Annotated in this window: 17 protein-coding genes; 11 read left to right on the forward strand and 6 right to left on the reverse strand. The window is 60.8% G+C overall.

All coding sequences use genetic code 11. The annotated features are described in order from the left end of the window. The first annotated feature begins 113 nt into the window (after nucleotides 1-113). From GH659_RS10805 to GH659_RS10825, 5 genes are all read left to right on the forward strand, one after another. A complete protein-coding gene (locus GH659_RS10805; RefSeq protein ID WP_153111415.1) occupies nucleotides 114-1,361 on the forward strand; it encodes a lipoprotein-releasing ABC transporter permease subunit in 1,248 nt (415 codons plus the stop codon). Beyond that, nucleotides 1,354-2,055, forward strand: coding sequence for a lipoprotein-releasing ABC transporter ATP-binding protein LolD (gene lolD, locus GH659_RS10810; RefSeq protein WP_153111416.1), 702 nt, complete (start codon nucleotides 1,354-1,356; stop codon nucleotides 2,053-2,055). The genes GH659_RS10805 and lolD overlap by 8 nt, the downstream gene beginning before the upstream one ends. A 30-nt stretch (nucleotides 2,056-2,085) precedes the next feature. Beyond that, on the forward strand, nucleotides 2,086-2,535 hold the full coding sequence (locus GH659_RS10815; RefSeq protein WP_153111417.1) for a bacteriohemerythrin: 450 nt from the start codon (nucleotides 2,086-2,088) through the stop codon (nucleotides 2,533-2,535). A gap of 167 nt (nucleotides 2,536-2,702) precedes the next feature. Next, entirely contained in the window at nucleotides 2,703-5,120 is a 2,418-nt protein-coding gene (locus GH659_RS10820; protein WP_153111418.1) for a DNA internalization-related competence protein ComEC/Rec2, read from the forward strand. Between the two features lie 308 nt (nucleotides 5,121-5,428). Further along, a complete protein-coding gene (locus GH659_RS10825; RefSeq protein WP_153111449.1) occupies nucleotides 5,429-6,574 on the forward strand; it encodes a methyltransferase in 1,146 nt (381 codons plus the stop codon). 64 nt (nucleotides 6,575-6,638) lie between these two features. Here GH659_RS10825 and ygfZ read toward each other — a convergent pair whose 3' ends face one another. Further along, the gene (gene ygfZ, locus GH659_RS10830) at nucleotides 6,639-7,667 is read right to left on the reverse strand and encodes a CAF17-like 4Fe-4S cluster assembly/insertion protein YgfZ (RefSeq protein ID WP_153111419.1); all 1,029 of its coding nucleotides are present in this window, start codon (nucleotides 7,665-7,667) and stop codon (nucleotides 6,639-6,641) included. A gap of 200 nt (nucleotides 7,668-7,867) precedes the next feature. Here ygfZ and mltG point away from each other — a divergent pair, with 200 nt between their 5' ends. The 6 genes from mltG (at nucleotide 7,868) to GH659_RS10860 (ending at nucleotide 12,591) form a co-directional block, all read left to right on the forward strand. After that, a complete protein-coding gene (gene mltG, locus GH659_RS10835) occupies nucleotides 7,868-8,890 on the forward strand; it encodes an endolytic transglycosylase MltG (protein WP_153111420.1) in 1,023 nt (340 codons plus the stop codon). Between the two features lie 8 nt (nucleotides 8,891-8,898). Beyond that, on the forward strand, nucleotides 8,899-9,537 hold the full coding sequence (gene tmk, locus GH659_RS10840; RefSeq protein ID WP_246167813.1) for a dTMP kinase: 639 nt from the start codon (nucleotides 8,899-8,901) through the stop codon (nucleotides 9,535-9,537). Between the two features lie 3 nt (nucleotides 9,538-9,540). Next, on the forward strand, nucleotides 9,541-10,590 hold the full coding sequence (gene holB, locus GH659_RS10845) for a DNA polymerase III subunit delta' (RefSeq protein WP_153111422.1): 1,050 nt from the start codon (nucleotides 9,541-9,543) through the stop codon (nucleotides 10,588-10,590). Then, complete coding sequence (locus GH659_RS10850) at nucleotides 10,583-10,963, forward strand: PilZ domain-containing protein (protein ID WP_153111423.1); 381 nt, start codon at nucleotides 10,583-10,585, stop codon at nucleotides 10,961-10,963. Before holB ends, GH659_RS10850 begins: the two co-directional genes overlap by 8 nt. Nucleotides 10,964-11,149: 186 nt before the next feature. Beyond that, on the forward strand, nucleotides 11,150-11,938 hold the full coding sequence (locus GH659_RS10855) for a TatD family hydrolase (RefSeq protein ID WP_153111424.1): 789 nt from the start codon (nucleotides 11,150-11,152) through the stop codon (nucleotides 11,936-11,938). Further along, nucleotides 11,935-12,591 carry an ankyrin repeat domain-containing protein gene (locus GH659_RS10860; RefSeq protein WP_153111425.1) on the forward strand — a complete coding sequence of 219 codons (657 nt, stop codon included), beginning with the start codon at nucleotides 11,935-11,937 and terminating at the stop codon, nucleotides 12,589-12,591. The genes GH659_RS10855 and GH659_RS10860 overlap by 4 nt, the downstream gene beginning before the upstream one ends. Here GH659_RS10860 and GH659_RS10865 read toward each other — a convergent pair. From GH659_RS10865 to GH659_RS10885, 5 genes are all read right to left on the reverse strand, one after another. Beyond that, nucleotides 12,583-14,007 carry a 3'-5' exonuclease family protein gene (locus tag GH659_RS10865; protein ID WP_153111426.1) on the reverse strand — a complete coding sequence of 475 codons (1,425 nt, stop codon included), beginning with the start codon at nucleotides 14,005-14,007 and terminating at the stop codon, nucleotides 12,583-12,585. The genes GH659_RS10860 and GH659_RS10865 overlap by 9 nt on opposite strands. Nucleotides 14,008-14,155: 148 nt before the next feature. Further along, nucleotides 14,156-15,178, reverse strand: coding sequence for a Bug family tripartite tricarboxylate transporter substrate binding protein (locus GH659_RS10870; protein ID WP_153111427.1), 1,023 nt, complete (start codon nucleotides 15,176-15,178; stop codon nucleotides 14,156-14,158). Nucleotides 15,179-15,300: 122 nt separating this feature from the next. Beyond that, entirely contained in the window at nucleotides 15,301-15,873 is a 573-nt protein-coding gene (locus GH659_RS10875; protein ID WP_153111428.1) for a hypothetical protein, read from the reverse strand. Nucleotides 15,874-15,889: 16 nt separating this feature from the next. Further along, the gene (locus tag GH659_RS10880) at nucleotides 15,890-17,404 is read right to left on the reverse strand and encodes a tripartite tricarboxylate transporter permease (RefSeq protein WP_153111429.1); all 1,515 of its coding nucleotides are present in this window, start codon (nucleotides 17,402-17,404) and stop codon (nucleotides 15,890-15,892) included. Nucleotides 17,405-17,424: 20 nt separating this feature from the next. After that, the gene (locus tag GH659_RS10885) at nucleotides 17,425-17,913 is read right to left on the reverse strand and encodes a tripartite tricarboxylate transporter TctB family protein (protein ID WP_153111430.1); all 489 of its coding nucleotides are present in this window, start codon (nucleotides 17,911-17,913) and stop codon (nucleotides 17,425-17,427) included. Between the last annotated feature and the right edge of the window lie 88 nt (nucleotides 17,914-18,001).

The raw sequence follows: 18,001 nt of genomic DNA on the forward strand, positions 1-18,001 counted from the left end.
CGGAATGACGAGAGATTCGACGAAAAGTGTACCATAGCGCTTTTGCCGCTCCGGTCGTGGCCGGAACGCTCATTTCGTTATCAGTTGTCCAATTTTTGCGAGCACGGCCCCCGATGGCGCTTCCTTACGAATTACTGATCGGCCTACGCTACACGCGGGCAAAACGTCGTAACCATTTCATTTCCTTCATTTCGCTGATTTCGATGCTCGGCATCGCGCTCGGCGTGACGGCGCTGATCGTTGTGCTGTCGGTGATGAACGGCTTCCAGACCGAGTTGCGCAGCCGCATTCTGGCCGTTGTCTCGCATGTGCAGATCAGCGGACAGAGTGGCGAGATGTCGGGTTGGGAGCTGGTGGCGGCCGAGTCGTCGAAAGTGCCACGGGTCATGGCGGCCGCGCCCTTTGTGCAGGCGCAGGGCATGCTCTCGTTCGGGCAGTCGGTGCGCGGTGCGATGGTGCGCGGCGTGCTGCCCGATTACGAGGACAAGGTGGCTGACTTTCGCCCGCATATCAAGGAAGGGAGTCTCGACTCGCTGACGCCGGACGCCTTCAATGTCGTGCTCGGCAGCGAGCTGGCGCGTTCGCTCGGCGTGTTCGTCGGCGACAAGGTGACGGTCATCGCGCCGCAGGGCGTGGTGACGCCGGCCGGCGTCATGCCGCGCCTGAAGACCTTTACCGTCAGCGGCATCTTCGAAGTCGGCATGTTCGAGTACGACAGCGGGCTGGCGCTGATCCGGATGGAGGACGCACAGAAGCTGTACCGCATGGACGACCGCGTTTCCGGGGTCCGTCTCAAGATCGATGATCTCTTCAAGGCGCGGGTCGTCGTCAATCAGCTCGCCAGCCAATTGTCGGTGCCGGCCTACATCAGCGACTGGACGATGAGCCATGCCAATTTCTTCCGCGCTGTGCAGATCGAAAAGAACATGATGTTCATCATCCTGTCGCTGATCGTCGCCGTTGCGGCGTTCAACATCGTGTCGACACTGGTCATGGCGGTGACCGACAAGCAGGCCGACATCGCCATCCTGCGCACGCTTGGCGCCAGTCCGCGCAGTATCATGGCGGTGTTCATGGTGCAGGGGGCGCTGATCGGTTTCATCGGGCTTGGGCTGGGCGTCGTCGGTGGCGTGACGCTGGCGCTCAATGTCGATGTCGTCGTGCCGTTCATCGAGCGCGTGCTTGGCACCGAGCTGATGTCGAAGGAGGTCTATTACATCTCCAGTCTGCCGTCCGAGTTGCAGTGGGGAGACGTGATCACCATTACCGCCGTGTCGTTTGTGCTGTCGCTGGTGGCGACGATTTACCCAAGCTGGCGTGCGTCGCGCGTCAATCCGGCGGAGGCGCTGCGCTATGAATGAGAACAAGGACATCGTCCTGGCTTGCCAAGGGCTGACGAAGATCTATCGCCAGGGAGCCGGCGCGGCTGGCGAGGTGCCGGTGCTGAACGGGATCGACCTGAAAATCGCGGCAGGCGAGCGGGTGTCGATCGTTGGTGCTTCCGGGTCTGGAAAAAGCACGCTTCTGCATCTGCTGGGTGGACTCGACGCGCCGAGTGGCGGGTCGATCGAACTGATGGGACGCAATCTGGCGGACATCAGCGACGCCGAGCGCGGCGAACTGCGTAACCGTCATCTCGGCTTCGTCTATCAATTTCATCATTTGCTGCCCGAATTCACGGCGCTGGAGAACGTCGCCATGCCGCTGTTCATCCGGCGCATGCCGAAAGCGGAGGCCGAGGCGCGGGCGGCGGCGGTGCTGGCCGAGGTCGGGCTGGGGCATCGCCTTGACCACACGCCGGCCGAACTGTCCGGCGGCGAACGCCAGCGAGCGGCGATTGCCCGTGCGCTGGTCACCGAGCCGGCCTGTGTTCTGGCCGACGAACCGACCGGCAATCTGGACCGGAAGACGGCCGAGGATGTCTTCGAACTGATGCTGTCGCTCAACCGGTCGCACCGGACGAGCTTTGTGATCGTCACGCACGATCAGGCGCTTGCCGCGCGGGCCGAGCGGATTGTGACGATCCGCGATGGGCGCTTGCTCGAAACCGATTGAATCAATTTTTGAATTTGGGGAGGAGTGCGAATGGGAAAGCAGTTGGTGGAATGGCGTGATGACTACAGCCTGGGATTGGCGGAAATCGACGAGCAGCACAAGACATTGCTCGACCTGATCAACAAGGTCTGGCAGGCAATCATCGATCGCAGCGAACCGGACACCGTTATTGCGTTGCTCGGGGAACTGGAAAAATACACGGTAGCCCATTTTGCAGCGGAAGAAACGTTCATGCGCGCGACCGATTATCCGGCCTTCGAGGCACACAAGGAAGCGCATCAAACCTTCGTCCAGCGTATCGCGGACGAGAAAATGCGGGCGCTTGAGGAGGGGACGCTGTCGATCGATCTGTTGCATTTTTTGAAGGATTGGCTGGTCGGCCATATCCTTGTTGCCGATAGGGCCTATGCGGATTTCACACAACGGAGCAATAATGGCGACAGTTCGTTTCTTGGCCGCTTCTTCAAGCGCTTCTTCTGAAGTCTGAAGTTTGCAAGCAGAACGGCCATTTGAGCGAAAAGGTTGATAAGGGCCGGGGAGGGCTCGGGAATCGGGGAAAGGCGCATAAACGTCTTTCCCCGGTTTTATTTCCGGAGTCCGGTCAACCTCGTTCCGTTCGATAGAAACCACACGCAAACCACACCCCGATGCGCACCTTCATTCTCGCTTTTGCCGGCGGAATTCTCCTGTTGCAGCAGCAGGGCGAATTGCCCGGGACGTCCGTTCTGTGGGCATTGCTCGGTTTGGTCCTAGTGTTGGTGGTTGGGGCGGTCGGGGCGGCTACCCGGCGCGTCCGGGAATTGCGCGGCGCTGGCCGATCGTTCCGTGTTCTTTTGCTGATCGTCTGTGGCGCGATCGTCGGCTTCGTCTGGGCGGGTTGGCGCGCCGACGTGCGTCTGCGCGACGCCTTGCCGGAATTTTCCGAAATGCGGGATATCCAGGTGACGGGTGTGATCGCCGCCCTGCCGCAGCGCTTCGAACGTGGCGAGCGTTTCGAATTCGATGTCGAATCCGTCAATACGCCCGACGTGCTCGTGCCGCAGCGGATTTTCCTGTCGTGGTACCACGGCTGGGATGAACCGGAGAGCGTGGCGGGCGACGGGCGTGACGAGAGCGAAGTGGTTGATCCAGTCGAAGCGCGGGCCGTTCGTCCGGGCGAGCGCTGGGACTTCACGGTTCGCCTCAAGCGTCCGCACGGCAATGCCAATCCCCACGGCTTTGACTACGAGGCGCGGCTGCTGGAGCGTTCGATTCGGGCGACGGGCACGATCAGGGCGCGTGCACCGATGCAAAAGCGGGAGGCGTTCGTCTGGCGCCCCGCCTACGTGGTCGAGCGGTTGCGGGACACTCTGCGCAGCCGTTTTTTCTCCGAACTGCCGGGCGCGCCGTATGTCGGCGTGCTGGCGGCGCTGGCGATCGGCGATCAGCGCGGGATTCCGGCCGCCCAATGGCAAGTCTTCAACCGGACCGGAATTGCCCACCTCGTCTCGATCTCCGGTTTGCATGTGACGATGATCGCCGGCCTCTTTGCGGCACTCATCAACTGGTTGTGGCGGTATAGCGAATGGACGATGCACCGGTGGCCGGCGCAGAAAGCCGCCGTCGTGGCCGGGGCGTTGGCGGCATTTCTGTATGCGCTGCTGGCAGGGTTCGAGGTGCCGGCCCAACGGACGTTTTACATGCTTTTCGTTGTCGCTCTGGCGCTTCTGTCAAACCGCCATTTGGGCGTCAGCCGGGTGTTGGCGTTGGCGCTGTTCACGGTTCTCCTGATTGACCCATGGGCTATCTTGGTGACCGGTTTCTGGCTTTCCTTCGGTGCGGTGGCGGTGCTTTTTTACGTGAGCACGGCGCGTGTGGGGGGAAGTGCGGATGCTCGCGGTGTGCGCGAGTTGATTGCACAGTGGGGGGCAATGCAATGGGCCGTGACGATCGGCAGCCTGCCGCTGCTGCTTTTCTTCTTCCAGCAATTTTCGCTCGTCTCGCCATTGGCCAATGCTGTTGCGATTCCCGTTATCAGTTTCGTGGTGACACCGCTGGCGCTGGTCTATGCCGTGCTGCCGTGGCCGCCGTTGCTGCATTTCGACCACTGGTTGATGACTCTGTTGATGGAGCTGCTCGACACGCTGGCGACGTGGCCGCTCTGGCAGCAGCCGGTGCCGCCGCTCTGGGCATTGATCGTTGCGGCGCTAGGCGTTGTCTGGCTGTTGTTGCCGCGCGGTTTTCCGGCGCGCTGGATCGGGTGCTTTCTGCTGTTGCCGGCGCTCTTTCTGCCGCCACCGCGCCCCCCTTCCGGCGAAGCGTGGGTCGATGTGCTCGATGTCGGGCAGGGTCTGGCGGTCGCCGTACGCACCGCCGGCCACACGCTGCTTTACGACACGGGGCCGCTCTACAGTGCCGAGAGCAGCGCCGGACAGCGTGTGGTGGTGCCTTATCTCCGCGCGCTTGGCGTGCAGCGCCTCGATGCGCTGGTCGTCTCGCACCGGGACAAGGATCATTCCGGTGGCGTGGCGGCGATTCGGGAGGCGCTGGCAGTCGATCACATCATTTCGTCGATGACCGAACTCGACGGCGAGCGATGCGTCGCCGGGCAGCGCTGGGAGTGGGATGGCGTACGGTTCATGATTCTGCATCCGGATGCCGGCGACTATTCAGCAACGGGGAAAAAGACACCGAAGCCGAATAATCTGAGCTGCGTGCTGCGCATCGAGAACGGGCGGGGCAGTGTGTTGCTGGCGGCGGATATCGAGACAGCCGACGAGAAGGCGGTGATCGCGCGTTTCGGCGGCCAGTTGCACAGCGATGTGTTGCAGGTCGCACACCACGGCGGGCGCGGATCGTCATCCGAAGAATTCATTGCCGCCGTGGCGCCGGCGCACGCGGTATTTTCCGCCGGCTACCGCAATTCATTCCGCCATCCCCGGCCCGAAGTGCTGGAACGTTATAAGTCGAGCCGCCATTGGCGAACCGATCAGGACGGCGCCGTGCGGATCGTGCTGAATGCCGGCCAGGCGCCCGGCGTCACCGGCTGGCGGCAAGAGAGCCGCCGCTATTGGCACCAACGCTAAAAATGGCTTGCCTGGTTGTCGGATTGATCGTGACTGACTAATAGTCTATAAACCGCACCTGACGCAGAGCACGGTAGGCAGGGAAAATCTTTGAGAACGCAGGAAAGAACCACAAACCCTGTCTCTCCCATAGAGCGAAAATGCCCATTCTCTGCGTTCTCTGTATCTCTGCGACCTCTGCGTCGAAAGCGGTTTTAACGGAGGTTTTCAGGATGATTCATTCCTGAAAAAGCGATGAATCGAAAACAATTCAGGAAGGTCGTGCTGTGAGTGTTGAATCCGCGAAAACCGAAGAAAATCGAGAGAAAATTTCCTGGTGTGAGGTGCACGATGGGGCTGAGCATGCCGCGCACTGGCGATCGGAAGCCGGTCTGCTGCCGCCGAAGCGTGTGCAGGTGGCGGACGATACGCTGACGGCCGATGCGGCTTATAGCCTGGCCTGTGAGGGCACGGCGTTGTTGTGGCGCGGTGATTTCCAGAATGCGAGGCAGCTGCTGCAGGCGATGGCACGGCGGTTCGACAAAAGCAACGCCAGGAAACGCGGCCAACCGGCGCCGGCATTGCCCGAGCTGCCGGATGCTTTTCACCGCCAGCGCATGGCGCAGGCGCAGCGCTCGCGCATTCTCGGCATGCTGCTGATTCCCTTTGAAGCCGGGCACGTGATTCCCTTGCGGCGTGCGCCGGATGTTCATCAGGCGTGCGCGGAAGTTTACGGCCCAGCGGATGCGCCGTACGTGGCCTCGTTGCGCGAGGTGCAGGGGTTGATCGGCGCGCACGAGTGGCGCAAGAAAGGGGTCGAAATCCCGGCGCTGGGCGGGCGCATTCATCCGCATTACGGCGTTTTCTCGCCGGTGCGTGGTGAATACGTGGCGCTCGTTGCCCAGGCGCCGTTGCCGAAGGCGCTGGTGTCGAACGGCGTGGCTTTCGATATCGGCACCGGTACGGGCGTTTTGGCCGCCGTGTTGGCGCGGCGTGGCATTGCGCAGGTGGTGGCCACGGATCAGGACAAAAGGGCGCTGGCGTGTGCTCGCGAAAATCTTGCCCGCTTGGGCGTTGAGCAACAGGTGCAGTTGCAGCGGGCCGATTTGTTTCCTGCTGGCCGGGCGCCGCTCGTTGTCTGCAATCCGCCGTGGGTGCCGGCGCGCCCGAGTTCGCCGCTCGAATACGCCGTTTATGACCCCGACAGCCGGATGTTGCGCGGTTTCCTCAATGGCTTGGCCGCGCATCTGAGCGATGGCGGAGAGGGCTGGCTGATCATCTCCGACCTCGCCGAACACCTGAAGCTGCGTTCGCGCGAGACGCTGCTCGGCTGGATCGAAGCGGCCGGACTTGAAGTGCTGGGGCGGCTCGATGTGCGGCCAACGCACCCGAAAGCGATGGATGTCAGCGATCCACTCCACTTTGCCCGGGCCGTCGAGGTGACGTCGCTGTGGCGACTCGGCTGCCGGTCTTGAATCAATCGAACCGCCATTCCGTCGGGGGGCGGAGTGTTGGAATGGCGGCTGAAACGAAGCGGAGTTATTCCACTACGACGGGAACGAAGTGGCTCAATACGCGCTGGTTCCCGGTGATCTCGACGGCCGGAACCGCGCCAGCGTCGTTCTCCAGCACGACAGCAAGGCCGTCATAGCCGCCGTCCGGCGCCGGGGCTGCGTTGGCGACCATGCCGCATGCCTGATCGGGGGCTCCCGGTGCATGCAAAACATTGCCCGCTGCGACCGGCCCATCGGCATGAAAACGGTAAAGATGGCGTTTGACCTTGCCAAGATAATGCGTACGGGCGATGACTTCCTGTCCCGGATAGCAGCCCTTTTTGAAACTGACGCCGCCGATCGTGTCGAAATTGACCATTTGCGGCACGAAGGCTTCCTTGGTCGGCTCGCTGATGAGCGGGATGCCGGCCTGGATGTCCAGCCATTGCCAGACCGTTGTGCCGGCCGGGCGGGCGATGGCGGTTAGTTGTTTCCAGACGTCGCTGACCGTGTCGACGGGAATGGCAAGGATGAACCGCTTGTCGTCGAGCCGGATGACGGTCGCACCATTTGCCGCCGCCGTTGCCATTGCAACGGACGGGACGGGCAGCCCGGCGTTCTGCAGGGCGCGCTCCGCCTCGGGGCCGGACAGGCCGACGAACTCGAAGTCATCAGAGCGCCTGGCGATCTTGACCTTGGAGCGCAGGACGTAGATTTGCAGGCGTTTCTGAATGGCGTCGAGCAAATCGGCGGAGAGGAGGGTGCGGTAGTCGGTGCCGTCGCGGTACACGACAAAGCTGGCCAGCATCCGGCCTTTCGCCGAACACCAGCTCGAATGTTGCGCCTGATCGGCCCCCAGATGATTGACGTCGCTCGTCAGCTGGTTTTGCAGGTAGGTTTTGGCCTCGTCGCCGCTGAATTCAAGCAGGCCAAGGTGGGTCAGGGGAGAGACAACCGTTGCATTGCGAGCCGCGCCAAGTTCGGCTGCGAGGTCGCCAAAGTCCGTGACAAGGCCGCTGTCGCTATCGATACGGGCGCCGTTTGCGCCGAGGAATTCTTGCCAACGTGGGGTCATCGTAAAAATCCGTCTGGTTTCAGGAGGTTTGAGTACCGGGGCGCCGTGTCCGTCGTGCCTGCCTGCGACACGCTCACGTACTCCCGTCGTAAAAATACGCTGTCAGTCACTCCGACAGGCGCAGGCCCGCATCGGTTCAGTGATGATCGGCTATTATATCGCCTCCCCAAAATGCCTCGGCCCTGCTTGATCCGCCATTCATGTTCAAGATTCTCAAGATTCTCGCGATGCTCTGTGCGCTGTTGGTGGCGGTGGGCGCGGGCGGCTTTTATTGGCTGGCTTCGTCGCCCATTCCGCTGGCAAGTGAGCGGGCCGAATTTCATGTCACCTACGGCAAGGGGATGAGTGCCGTCGCACGCGAGATCGCGGCGTCTGGCGTGCCGGTGGATCCGTGGATGCTGATCCTGCTTGGCAAAGTGTATGGCGTCGAATCGTCGATCAAGGCCGGGAGTTACGAAATCAGCCGGGGCGTCACGCCGCTGGAGTTGTTGCGCAAGCTGACGAGCGGCGATGTGACGCAAGGCGAAATCGTTTTCATCGAGGGCTGGAACTTCCGGCAGATAAGGGCGCGGCTCGAAGCCCATCCGGATCTTCGTCATGACACCCGTGGTCTGCCCGAAGCCGAAATCATGCGAATGATCGGAGCGCCGGCCAGTTCGGCCGAAGGGATGTTCTTCCCCGACACTTACCTGTTTTCCAAACAGACGAGTGACGTTGATGTGCTGGCACGGGCCTACCGGGCGATGCAGCAGCAACTGTCCCGCGAGTGGGCGGCGCGGGCGGCTGGCCTGCCATATGCCGACCCCTATCAGGCGCTCATCATGGCATCGATTGTCGAGAAGGAAACCGGGCGTCAAGAGGATCGTTCGTACGTGGCGTCCGTGTTCGTCAATCGTCTGCGTCTCGGCATGCGCCTGCAGACCGATCCGACGGTGATTTACGGCGTCGGGGAAGATTTTGACGGCAACCTGCGCAAGCGCGATCTGCTGGCGGATACGCCGTACAACACTTATACCCGTGCCGGTTTGCCGCCGACGCCGATTGCCATGCCCGGCCTCGCGTCGTTGCGCGCCGCCGTCAATCCGGCGCCGGGGCGGGCGCTGTATTTCGTCGCACGCGGCGATGGCAGCAGCCAGTTTTCGGAAACACTCGAACAACACAATCAGGCGGTCAACCGCTATCAGCGTCGCGGCCAGCGCACGCGCGATGGCGGCGACAAGTGAGGAAGCCGTTGGAACAGAACAATCAAACCGTTCAGCGCGGGAAATTCATTACCTTTGAAGGGATCGACGGCGCGGGCAAGAGTACGCACATCGCGGCGGTCGTCGAATTCATCAAGAGCCATGGGCTGGCCGTCGTTTCCACGCGCGAGCCCGGCGGCACGCCGCTGGGCGAGAAACTGCGCGAACTGCTGCTGCACGAAGAAATGCATCTCGAAACCGAGGCGCTGTTGATGTTCGCCGCGCGGCGCGAACATCTGGCGCGGGTGATCGAGCCGGCCCTGGCGCGCGGCGACTGGGTCGTCTGCGACCGTTTCAGCGATGCGACCTATGCGTATCAGGGCGGCGGGCGCGGGCTCGACAAGATCAAGTTCGAGACCCTCGAAGCGTGGGTGCACGGGCATCTGCATCCCGATCTGACCTTCCTTTTCGACGTGCCGCCCGCCGTGGCCAGCCAACGCATCGCGGCGCAGGGGCGGGATCTCGACAAGTTCGAGCAGGAGCGCACCGATTTTCATGCGCGGGTGCGGCAGGCTTACCTCGAACGGGCTGCGGCGGCTCCGCAACGCATTCAGGTCATCAACGCCGACCAGCCGCTGGAGGTGATTCGGCAGCAGGTGCTGGATATCATCAATCAGCGCGGCGTGTGATCCATGAACATCATTGATCTACATCAGGACGTTTGGGCGCAGCTCGTTGCGCGGCGCAGCCGCCTGCCGCATGCCTTGCTGATTACCGGACAGCGTGGGATCGGCAAGTTCGAACTTGCCCGACGTTTCGCCGAGTCGTTGTTGTGCGAACAGCCGACGTCGGGCCAGGAAGCTTGCGGTGCGTGTATCGCCTGCGGCTGGCTGGCGCAAGGCAATCATCCGGATTTCCGTTTGCTGCAGCCCGAGGCGATGGCCGACGAGGACGATGTTACGGTGGAGCCGGGATCGGGCAAGAAAAAACCGAGTCAGCAGATCAAGATCGAGCAGGTGCGCGATCTCGACGATTTCCTGCACGTCGGAACCCACCGGCAAGGCGTGCGCATCGTCCTGATCCATCCGGCCGAGGCGATGAACCGGGCGACGGCCAACTCGCTGCTCAAGTCGCTCGAAGAGCCGATCGAGGGAACGCTGTTCATCCTCGTCTCCAGCGAGCCGGCGCGGCTGTTGCCGACGATCCGCAGCCGCTGCCAATCGATCGCTGTACCCCAGCCGGCGCATGCGAATGCGGTTGCATGGCTGGCCGCAGCCGGTGTGCGCGACGCCGAGCACTGGCTGGCGCTGGCGGGTGGTTCGCCGCTGCTGGCCGCCGAACTCGGTCGCAGCGACGAACGGGAATTGCTCGATTCGCTCGTCTCCCATCTGGCGCAAGGCAGTGCGCTTGATGCGCTGGCTGCCGCTGCCGCCGTCGATCGGGTGGTCAAGGCGGACAAACGCCCGGCTCCGCTCAGGCGTCTGCTCGAATGGTCGCAGAAGTGGATGTTCGACCTGTCGCTGGTCCATGCGGGGCTTGCGCCGCGCTACTTCCGTTCCGAGATGCCGCGCCTGCAAAATCTGGTGCGCGAGAGCGATGGCATTGGCGTACTGGGCTTTGGCCGGAAAGCGCTACAATACCGGGCGATTTGTGAGCAACCCTTGAACAGCCGCTTGTTTCTTGAGGAGTTTTTCCTGAGTTACCGGGCGCTGTTCCACACCCCACGAGGTGGAAATGTCTGACGTTGCCCTAACGAGGCCGGCCGGTTCCGCGATGCCGCGCCCGAGCGTGCTGTCGTTGAACATCAATTCAAAATCGGCGTTGTATGCCGCTTATATGCCGGTATTGCGCAACGGCGGGATTTTCATCCCGACGACGCGTTCCTATAACCTCGGTGACGAAGTGTTCATGCTACTCAGCCTGATGGACGATCCGGTCAAACTGCCGATTGCCGGCACCGTTGTCTGGATTACGCCGCCGGGCGCCCAGAACAGCAAGGCGCAAGGGATCGGCGTGCACTTCAAGAATGATGAAAGCGGCATCGAAGCCCGGCGCAAGATTGAAGGCATCCTCGGCGGCGTGCTCAATTCCACGCGGCCGACCCATACGCTCTAGTCGTCAGTCATGTTGAAGCGCATGAATAAATGCCTCACCACCAAGGCACCAAGAGCACAAAGACTCACCAAGAAAACAGGGTGTTAACTTGGTGCTCTCTTGGTGTGCTTGGCGCCTTGGTGGTTCGCTTTTTCCGTTGACTGACGACTAGTCGGTCGCTTGTCGAAGTTTTCAAGGTTTCCACGCATGCTCATTGATTCGCATTGCCACATCGATTTTCCGGAGTTGGCCGGGAATTTGCCGAATGTCCTTGATCTGATGCAGCAGAACGACGTTGCCGCCGCCGTCTGCATCGGTGTCACGCTCGAAGGGTTTCCGCGCATCCGTGCGCTCGCCGAGGCGCACGCCAACGTGTTCGCGTCGGTGGGGTTGCACCCGGAGAACACGGAAGGGCACGAGCCATCCATCGGAGAGTTGGTGGAACTGGCGCAGCATCCGAAAGTCATCGCCATCGGCGAGACCGGGCTCGATTACTACTGGCACAAGGACGCCCCGGAATGGCAGCGCGACCGCTTCCGTACCCACATCCGCGCCGCCCGCGAAGTCGGCAAGCCGCTCGTGGTGCATAACCGGGAGGCGACCGCCGATACGCTGCGCCTTCTTGGCGAGGAAAACGCGCGCGATGTGGGCGGCGTCATGCACTGCTTCACCGAGAGCTGGGACGTGGCCGAACAGGTGCTCGACCTTGGTTTCCATATTTCGCTTTCCGGCATCGTAACGTTCAAGAACGCCCATCTTGTCAAAGAGGTGGCGCAGCGTGTCCCGCTCGATCGTCTGCTCGTTGAAACCGATGCGCCGTATCTCGCCCCCGCGCCTTACCGTGGCAAGCTCAACCAGCCGGGGTATGTCCGCTATGTGGCGGAGGAAATCGCCCGCTTGCGCGGTATTTCCTGCGATGAGGTTGCGGCGGCGACGACCGATAATTTTTTCCGCCTGTTCCCGCAGGCACGCATGTCCGACGGAGCCGGAAAATGAAAATTCATGCTTTCCTGTTTGCCCTGTGGCTGCCGGCGCTGGCCTCGGCGGGCGCCTATGAGGATCTCGAGGCGGCGATCATTCGCGGCAATTCTGCCCCGGCGATTGCGTTGATCAATCGCGGCGTTGACGTCAATACGGTGGACCGGGCCGGAAATACGTTGCTCGTTCAGGCGGTGCGGCGTGACATGCCGGAATTGTTCGACTTTCTGATGCAGCGCCGCGCCCGCCTCAATACGCGCAACAAGAACGGTGAAACGGCGCTTGGCATTGCCGCCTATCTGGGCAAGCCGTTTTATGTCGAAAGGCTCGTTCAGGCGGGGGCGGAAGTGAATTCATATGGCTGGCCACCGCTGACCTATGCGGCCTATAACGGCCACGCCGTGATTGTCGAGTATCTGCTCAAGCATGGCGCCGACATCGACGCCAAGACCGAAAGCGGCTCGACGGCGCTGTTCTTTGCCGCCCGCTTTGGTCACATCGATGTTGTTCGGCTGCTCCTGAAAAACAAGGCCAATCCGACGCTCGCCAACGACAAGGGCGAGACGGCTGTGGACTGGGCATTGAAGAGCGAGAATACCGATATCGCCGACCTCCTTCGCGCGGCGGGCGGCCGCTCGGGCAAATCGGTGGTGCTCGAACTGTCAAGCTGAGCGGGAAAATTCGCCGCCGCGGGAGAGCGGAATGACCTTGATCTTGCCGGTTTTCAATACCTTGCTGACGATCCGGTAAATGTCCGGGTCGAAGCCGTGACTGGCTTCGTTGCGGCTGTCGAGCCGGTGATGCAGCGAAGCCTCGTCCTGCACCGTTCCCAGATAGCGCCAGCCATCGATCAGATGGAAGTCCTCGCGCATGCCGAATTCGTCGCGTTCGACGAGGGCTATCGGACCCGGATAAGGCCACGGCGTCAGCTTGAACTTGGCGAGCGCCGTCATCAGGCGGACGCTGTGCATTGACACCGGCTCCTTGCCGGCGCAGACGCCACGGCAGTTTTTCTGTTTGTAGGCAGGGCAGGGCTCACCCGCCTTACCGTTGCCCAACCCCAGGTGGGTTTGGCACAAATGGTGTGCTTCGGCCAGCTTGCGCAGAGCCTGTGTCGCTTCACGTCGCGACAGGTAGAGTCCGAACAGGTTTTCGGTGCGGCCGAAGTCGACGTCGCGTGCGAAAACGAGATGCGGCCGGAAATCCCCCTCCTTGCCGTCGCCGTTGTGCGGCACGAGCTGCCACGCGCAAAGGTCGTCCAGGGATTTGCGCAGCGGCGCCGAAAGAGTCAGTTCATGCAGGCGGGCGCCCAGTTCGCCGGCCGCTTCGCGCCATTCGACACGCCACGTATCGCGCGCCAGTACGGAATCACGGTTGGCAGCCGAGAAATGGGCTAGTACCTGTTGGCGCAGGTTGGCGCAGCGCTTCACGGTAAGCAGATGGCCGTCCTTGGCATGCATGGCGTAGGCGCCGGCCGATTCGGGCAGATCATCCGCCAGCGCCGGGTCGATTTGCGGGGGCAGGTCCGGGCGACCGGAGAGGGTGGCAACCGCCGCTTCGATTCGTTCAGCTGGCAACAGGGCGTGCCAGCGTTGCCAGAGTTCCCAGAGCACCTGTGCGTCGGCGAGAGCGCGATGGCGATCAGCGACGTTGATGCCGTAGCGTTCGACGAGCGTGTCGAGGCTGTGCCGGTGATGCTCCGGGAAAAGCTTGCGCGATAGCTTGACCGTGCACAGGTTGGTCGCCCGAAAATCGATGTCCAGGCGCTTGAATTCGCGTTTGAGAAAGCTGTAATCGAAGCGGGCGTTGTGGGCGATGAACAAGCGACCCCGCAAACGTTCGAAAATCGTCGGGGCCAGTTGTTCGAAAGCCGGGGCGTTTTCCACCATCGCCGTGTCGATGCCGGTGAGTCCGGTAATGAACGGCGGGATGGGCTTGCCGGGATTGATCAGCGAGCTCCACTCACGGACGCCGTTTTCGTCGACTTCGACCAGGCCGATTTCGATGATCCGGTCGTTGGCGAAGTTCGCTCCCGTCGTTTCAAGGTCGACGAAAACCATCGGTTCTGGGGCAAGGCGGTGAGTCATCAAGTCGCAGGAATCTGGCAGGGAAGAATCCGGCCGATTGTCGCAGAATTTGCCGGCTTTCTGGGGTTGGACGTTTCTGTGTGAGCGAAAATAAAAAACGGGCGGTGAAAACCGCCCGTCAAGGTGCTGCTATTGCAGGTTGCTAGTCTTATTTCTTGGCTGCACCAGGCTTCGGAATACCGAACTTCTCTGGCGAGTTCTTGCCAGCGCCGGCTTCATAGATCAGCCAGGATATCTGCGAACGCCAATCGTTGATGAAGGTGCGCGCTTCCTTGCCGGTCAGGCCCATGACGGAGAGGCCGTTCATCTTGGCGTAGTCCTTGAACTTGGTGTCGTTCAGCGCCATCTTGTAAGCACCAGCCAGCTTGTCGATGATCGGCTGCGGCGTACCCTTCTTTACGAAGACGCCGTAGAAGAAGCCGGAAGCTTTCATGGCATCGGTGAAGGCCGGGTTCAGCTTGGTGATGTGCGGAACTTCCGGGATGGACTCATTCGGCGAGCTCTTCATGATCGCCAGTGCGCGCAGGTCGCCGTTCTTGATGTACTGAACAGCTGCACCAACGGCCAGGCCGCTCACGTCGAGTTGCTTGCCAAGGAGGGCGGTGACCAGCGGGCCGTCGCCATCGAACGCAACCGGGTTGAAGTTAACGCCTTCGACCTTCTTGAGCAGGGTCGAGGTCACCCATGGCTGACCGCCAACGCCGCTGATACCGATCGACATCTTGCCCTGGTTGGCCTTGGCGGCCTTGATCAGGTCGTCGTAGGTCTTGAGCGGCGAATCCTTCGGAACCACGATCACGGTCGAGCCTTGCACGAAGAGCATGACCGGTTCGAATTCGTCATAGCTCAGCGGGGACAGGCCGAGAACTTGATACAGCTGCGGGTTTTCGGCGTGGAAGAGAACCGTGTAGCCATCCGTTTTTCCGGAATAGACGGATTGCGTAGCAATCGCGCCGGTAGCGCCGGTCTTGTTGGCCAGAATGACCGACTTGCCGAGAACCTTTTCGGCGATCGGGGTCATCAGACGGGTGACGGTGTCAGTACCACCACCGGCACCCCAGGCGATCACGCCGTTGATCGGGTGATCGGGGTAATCGGCGGCGCCAGCAACACCGGCTGCTACGAGACCAGCCGCCAGAACCAACTTTTTGGACCATTTGACGATGCTCATGCGTTTCTCCTTAGTAGATAAAAACCAATCACCGGGATGTTTTCTAATGATTGGGTACTGCCATCATCAGCCCCGACGATGCTTTGTCAGGGCATGAGAAAAAACTCTTTATAAACGTGTGGCTACTGCACCTTGCCCAACAAGAGTGCGTGCAGATAGTTAGCCGCTTCCCCCTGGTTGTGCTTGAGTTCGATTGCCTTTGCGATCAGGATGTCCGGGCCAAGCTTGCTGGCATCGATGTCGCTGCGTACCCCGTTCAGGATGGCGTCGTGGCGTTCGGGTTTGATTCCTTGCACGAACACATTCGGATACGCATCGACCAATTGCTTGTAGTAGGTCTTGCGACTTTCATCCGTGAGCAGTGTGGCAACATCGACCGCCGGCGTCTGGGCGAACATTTGTTCGCCCAAGGCGCGGCATGGCGTCAGGATGTCGTATTCGCGGTTCTCGTTCTTGGCGGCATCGAATTCCTGTTCAGCCAGCTTGCGGTACGTGAGCATGGCTCGCGCATGTATCCGACGCCAGCGATCCGTATTGAACCGCTTGAAGCGGGCGGTCATGTGCAGGGCAGCGAGCAGGAACGGGATGTACAGAATCCACACGACCGGGCCGCTGAGGAGGTTGATCCCCACACCGGCGGCGACGGCCGTCAGAACCGAAATCCAGCCAAAACCGAAGAACCACGAAATATTCATCCTTCAAACTTCCTTTTTAAGCTTCTTCTTTCTTGCCGAAGAGACCGCGAATGGCGCCCATTGCCTTCGGATTTGATACAACAGCCGTGACGACCATCAGCGCCAGAATAACCGCCGGTACAGGGTTGGTAACCATGCCGAGGAAGAAGTCGGTAGCGCTGCCGTGCGTCATCTGCACGCCACGACGGAAGTTGCTGTCGATGATCGGGGTCAGGATGACGCCGAGGACCAGCGGAGCAACCGGGTAATCATAGCGCTTCATGAAATAGCCGAGGATACCGATGCCGATCATCCAGTAGATGTCGGTGATGCTGTTCTGGATCGAATAGCCGCCGACGAACGTGAGTACCACGATGATCGGGATCAGCATCGACTTGGGCAGTTCGACGATCTTGCTGAAGGCACGGATGCCGGTCATACCCCAGATGTAGAGGAAGATATTGGCAATGAAGAGCGAGCCGACGACGAACCAGAAGAATTCTGGCTGTTCGCGCATCAGCATCGGTCCCGGACGCAGACCGTGGATGATCAGCGCGCCGATCAGCACGGCCGTTACGGAGTCGCCCGGAATGCCCAAGGTCATCATCGGCACGAAGGCGCCGCCGATAGCAGCGTTAGCGGCGGCTTCCGGCGCGACCAGACCCTGATAGGCACCATGGCCGAACGGCTGCGGATACGGATCCTTGACGGTGCGCTTGGCGTGGTCGTAGGCCATCAGTGCGGCGATGTCGCCACCCGTGCCCGGCAGGGCGCCGATGATGACGCCGATGGTCGATGCACGCAGCGTCAGCCACATGTTTTTGCCCACTTGATCCCATTCTGGCGTGATGCGGTCGATTTTCTGCTTGACCGGTACTGCCTTCGTTTGCAGCTGAACGAGCGCTTCCGAAATACCGAACGTGCCGATCATGATGACCACGAAGTGGATACCGCCCAGGAGGTTCATCGAGTCGAAGGTCATGCGGCCTTGCCCGGTTTCCGGGTCCATGCCGATCAGGCCGACGACGATACCGAGGAACGCGGTAACCAGCGCCTTGAGCATGCTGCCCTCGGCCAGACTGCCGACGAGGAAGAGACCCATGAAGGCGAGCAGGAAGTAGTCCCGTGCCTGGAACACCAGCGCCAATTGCGAAATCAGCGGAGCGAACAGGGCAAGAACGATGATCCCGAGGAAGTTGCCGATCACCGCCTGTGTGGTGGAAAGGCCCATCGCCTGACCGGCCATCCCCATTTTTGCCAGTGGGTAACCGTCAAATGTTGAGGCTACGGCCGCCGGCGCGCCGGGGATGTTGAGCAGGATGCCCGAGCGGGCGCCGCCGTAAACACCGCCGGTGTAGATACCGACCATGACGGCCAGGGACGGCAATACGTCCCAGGAAAAAGTGAATGAGATCAGCAGCGATACGGCCATCGTTACCGAAAGACCGGGGATCGCCCCGACGTAAAGACCGACCAGCGTACCGCCGGCGATCCAGCCGATCAGGCCAAGACTCAAAAAAGGCTGAAGAAAGCCTTCCAAACCGTTATACATTGTTTGCTTCCTCCAGAGAGTTAAGGCAGCACGACCTGGAACAGGGTCGTGAAGATGAGGTAAAGCACACCCAGCGTGCCCGCCGAGACAAGAACCTTGAGCCACAGCTTTTTCGGTTCGAGCAGGTACATGGTCGAGACCAGGAACAGGAACGTTGCCGGTACGAAATGGATCGTTTCGACGATGAAGCCGTAGATCGTCAATGTGATGAGCAGGATGACGACATCACGGTCAAAGAGGTGGTGCAAAAGGTCACCGAAGGTGCCTTCCTTGTAGCCCTTTTTGAGGAACTGCATGGCCAGCGCAATGATCATGATGATCATGGAACCGCCAACGAGTTGGGGGATGCTGCCTGGTCCAGCGCTGACGCCTTGGAAAAGGCCTTCGCTGTTGAGTGAATCGACAAAGAGTGCGACACAGATGATGAAGAGCAACGCCATCATCTTGTATTCGCCCTTGGGTCGCTTGTGATCGGCTATGATCGAGCCGTCCTTGGCGTGTTCTGACATAAATTAACCCTTTTCTGATGTTTCTATTATCAACGCAGCGAACAAGCAAAGTGATTCGGCAATCTTTGCTTCTCGCCTTCCTGCAACA

The sequence above is a fragment of the Propionivibrio limicola genome (assembly GCF_009469695.1).
Lineage (GTDB): Bacteria > Pseudomonadota > Gammaproteobacteria > Burkholderiales > Rhodocyclaceae > Propionivibrio > Propionivibrio limicola.

Bases quoted from the DNA above. Each gene is read 5' to 3' on its own strand.
- GH659_RS10805 (WP_153111415.1), top strand. From the start codon at position 114: ATGGCGCTTCCTTACGAATTACTGATCGGCCTACGCTACACGCGGGCA.
- lolD (WP_153111416.1), top strand. From the start codon at position 1,354: ATGAATGAGAACAAGGACATCGTCCTGGCTTGCCAAGGGCTGACGAAG.
- GH659_RS10815 (WP_153111417.1), top strand. From the start codon at position 2,086: ATGGGAAAGCAGTTGGTGGAATGGCGTGATGACTACAGCCTGGGATTG.
- GH659_RS10820 (WP_153111418.1), top strand. From the start codon at position 2,703: ATGCGCACCTTCATTCTCGCTTTTGCCGGCGGAATTCTCCTGTTGCAG.
- ygfZ (WP_153111419.1), bottom strand. From the start codon at position 7,667: ATGACCCCACGTTGGCAAGAATTCCTCGGCGCAAACGGCGCCCGTATC.
- mltG (WP_153111420.1), top strand. From the start codon at position 7,868: ATGTTCAAGATTCTCAAGATTCTCGCGATGCTCTGTGCGCTGTTGGTG.
- holB (WP_153111422.1), top strand. From the start codon at position 9,541: ATGAACATCATTGATCTACATCAGGACGTTTGGGCGCAGCTCGTTGCG.
- GH659_RS10850 (WP_153111423.1), top strand. From the start codon at position 10,583: ATGTCTGACGTTGCCCTAACGAGGCCGGCCGGTTCCGCGATGCCGCGC.
- GH659_RS10855 (WP_153111424.1), top strand. From the start codon at position 11,150: ATGCTCATTGATTCGCATTGCCACATCGATTTTCCGGAGTTGGCCGGG.
- GH659_RS10860 (WP_153111425.1), top strand. From the start codon at position 11,935: ATGAAAATTCATGCTTTCCTGTTTGCCCTGTGGCTGCCGGCGCTGGCC.
- GH659_RS10865 (WP_153111426.1), bottom strand. From the start codon at position 14,007: ATGACTCACCGCCTTGCCCCAGAACCGATGGTTTTCGTCGACCTTGAA.
- GH659_RS10870 (WP_153111427.1), bottom strand. From the start codon at position 15,178: ATGAGCATCGTCAAATGGTCCAAAAAGTTGGTTCTGGCGGCTGGTCTC.
- GH659_RS10875 (WP_153111428.1), bottom strand. From the start codon at position 15,873: ATGAATATTTCGTGGTTCTTCGGTTTTGGCTGGATTTCGGTTCTGACG.
- GH659_RS10880 (WP_153111429.1), bottom strand. From the start codon at position 17,404: ATGTATAACGGTTTGGAAGGCTTTCTTCAGCCTTTTTTGAGTCTTGGC.
- GH659_RS10885 (WP_153111430.1), bottom strand. From the start codon at position 17,913: ATGTCAGAACACGCCAAGGACGGCTCGATCATAGCCGATCACAAGCGA.